At 38.2% G+C, this 2,959-nt stretch carries 2 protein-coding genes; one reads left to right on the plus strand and one right to left on the minus strand.

The window, feature by feature from the left end; all coding sequences use genetic code 11:
• Positions 1 to 200: 200 nt before the first annotated feature.
• Positions 201 to 2,204 (minus strand): ATP-dependent zinc metalloprotease FtsH, encoded by a 2,004-nt coding sequence (gene ftsH / locus AFK68_RS03720; RefSeq protein WP_094671649.1) that lies wholly within the window; start codon positions 2,202 to 2,204, stop codon positions 201 to 203.
• A 148-nt stretch (positions 2,205 to 2,352) separates the two neighbouring features.
• Between ftsH and AFK68_RS03725 the strand changes: the two genes are divergently transcribed.
• Complete coding sequence (locus AFK68_RS03725) at positions 2,353 to 2,898, plus strand: NADPH-dependent FMN reductase (protein WP_094671650.1); 546 nt, start codon at positions 2,353 to 2,355, stop codon at positions 2,896 to 2,898.
• Positions 2,899 to 2,959: the final 61 nt, after the last annotated feature.

Raw genomic sequence — 2,959 nt, forward strand, 5'->3', positions numbered from 1 at the left:
CGCAAAGACCATGTATGTAGCGTTCAAAACTATAACGTTATAGTTTTTTAAATCTATATATAGTACATCTGCGTAAGTCCTGTTAATATTAGCTGTTATAAAAAAATTGCCACAACCAATTTAGGATTGCTATATCTTTGGGTAAGTGATGAGTCAAAATCTCTTTTCAACCACCTACTACCCAAAAACAACCTTAGACCTCAACCTTTCTTTTCCAAATTAATAGAAAGCTTCTGTTTTTCAGGTAACTCTGTATATTCCGAAACTATTCTACGAAACTCTTCACCATCAATAGTCTCCTTCTCTATCAATAAATCTACCAACCTATCCATCAAAACACGATTTTCTCTAATAATTCGCCGAGCTTCCTCATAACAATGAACAGCCATTGCTCGTACTTGATGGTCAATCTTAGTAGCAACTTCCTCAGAATATTCTGACTGCTGCGACTGCCAACCTCGACCCAAAAAAACTTCACCACTGGGATTTTCCAAAGCCAAAGGTCCTAAGTCAGACATTCCATAGCGAGTTACCATCTCACGAGCTAAATTTGCCACATTCCTAATATCGTTGGCAGCTCCGACTGTAACTTCCGCCGAACCAAAAATCTCTTCCTCCGCAGCACGTCCACCTAGAGAAATTGTAATTCGGTCTATTAACCAACCACGAGTATACATCCCACTGTCAATCATCCCCTCATCCATAATTGGTTGAGCAAAACCACCCACTCCACCAGAACGAGGAATAATAGTCACCTTATTCAAAGGGTCAGAATTTTTTAGTAGAGTCATCAATAAAGCATGACCTAACTCATGGTAAGCAATTAACCGTTTTTTCTTACTATCCAATAATGGGGTGAGACTCAAACCGATAGTCACTCTGTCAATAGCATCATCAATTTCCGAAGGTGTAATTCCTTCTTTTCGTCGTCTAGCAGTCAAAATAGCTGCTTCATTCAACATATTAGCTAAGTCAGCTCCCGAAAAACCAGGTGTCTTCCGAGCGATCGCCTCCAAAGAAACATCTGGAGTTAATTTCTTATTCCGAGCATGAACTTCCAAAATTCCTAAACGTCCCTTATAAGCAGGTAAGTCAACTGTCACCTGTCTATCAAAACGACCCGGACGTAATAAAGCAGCATCCAAAACATCTGGACGGTTAGTCGCCGCAATAATAATAATTCCAGTATTACCTTCAAACCCATCCATTTCAGTCAGCAGTTGGTTAAGAGTTTGTTCCCTCTCATCATTACCCCCACCAATACCAGCACCTCTTTGTCTACCTACCGCATCTATTTCATCTATAAATATGATGCAAGGAGCATTTTCCTTAGCCTTTCTAAACAAGTCTCGTACACGAGAAGCTCCCACACCCACAAACATTTCTACAAATTCCGAACCAGAAATACTAAAAAAAGGAACCCCTGCTTCACCAGCGATCGCCTTTGCCAAAAGAGTCTTACCTGTTCCCGGCGGTCCTACCAAAAGAACACCTTTAGGAATTTTCGCCCCAATAGCTGTAAACTTCTCTGGTTTTTTCAAGAAAGTAACAACTTCCTGAAGTTCTTCTTTCGCTTCTTCAATACCTGCCACATCATCAAACAATACTCCAGTCTTAGCCTCCATCTGAAAACGTGCCCTAGACTTACCAAAATTTAAAGCATTTCCCTGAGACTGACTAGAGCGACGCAAAATTGTCAGTAATACAAAGATAACTATAAAGACGATGAGAATATTAAATATAATACCCATCGCAAAACTATTGTCGGGAGAGCGCTTCAGCTCAAAGTCAATTTTTTGAGCGCGAACTTTATCTAGTAGTTCGGGGTTATACTCAAACATATTAACTGTGTACATTGGCTCATTTGCCTTTTGCCCCTTCAGGCTAACTTTAGCAATTCCTTGAGAGGGATAAGCATCTATTTCTGTTACTTCTCCAGCTTGAATTTTCTCTAATAGCTGACTATAGCTAAGATTGTTTTGCGTACTATCGGCAAAAGCTGGAGTTCCCAATAATGCTCCTTGAGCAATTATCCCAGTAGCCAAAATTTTCCACCCTAATTTTCTACTTAATTTTTGACCAGGAATTTTACCAAGAATAGTTTTGGTATTTTGGGTATTTAATTCAGCTTTAGATAATGATGAGTTATGGTGATTAATTCCCTTAAGTACATCAGTTCTAATTTGTTGCCAAAAATTTTTCATTATCTTTAATTGTGGCCTTTTATTCTGATTCAGCGTATATATTTATAGATAGCGTATTTTAGAATTGACGTTTGTTAATTTGCTTTGCTATTTTAAATCGTACTTATTACGACTGTAGCTGAGAAAAATATATTTTAGGTTAAATGCAATGGTAAAAATTGTGGGAATTGGTGGTAGTTTAAGGTCTAGTTCCTATAGCCAGCAAGCTTTAGAAATAGTAGCCGAAAGAGTAGGGGCGATAGGTGCTGAGGTAGAAATATTGGATTTGCGGACTCTCCAACTCCCCTTTTGTAATGGCGAGAAGGAGTATCCAGAATATCCAGATGTGGAGAAAATGCGAGAAACTGTCAAGCAAGCTGATGGTCTGATTTTAGCAACTCCAGAATATCATGGTAGTATCAGTGGTGTGATGAAAAATGCCCTTGACCTAATGAGTTTTGAACATTTAGATGGAAAAGTAGCAGGTTTTATTAGTGTATTAGGAGGTCAATCAAATAGTAATGCACTAAATCATTTACGGTTAATTTTACGATGGGTTCATGCTTGGGTAATTCCAGAGCAAATTGCTATTGGTCAGGCTTGGAATGCTTTTTCCGATGAGGGTAAAATATTAGATGAAAAATTATCAGAACGTTTTGATAAATTCGCTCAAAGTTTAGTAGAAAATACTCGAAAAATTCGAGGTTGTAGTTAACTTTAGTAATGTCAAAATCACGAACAGCTAAAACATATTTAAACTGGGTTTTACTGAGCTA

This window comes from Hydrocoleum sp. CS-953 (assembly GCF_002260545.1).
Taxonomy (GTDB): Bacteria; Cyanobacteriota; Cyanobacteriia; order Cyanobacteriales; family Microcoleaceae; genus Trichodesmium.

Coding starts and splice junctions, on each gene's coding strand:
- ftsH (WP_094671649.1), bottom strand. CDS start 2,204: ATGAAAAATTTTTGGCAACAAATTAGAACTGATGTACTTAAGGGAATT.
- AFK68_RS03725 (WP_094671650.1), top strand. CDS start 2,353: ATGGTAAAAATTGTGGGAATTGGTGGTAGTTTAAGGTCTAGTTCCTAT.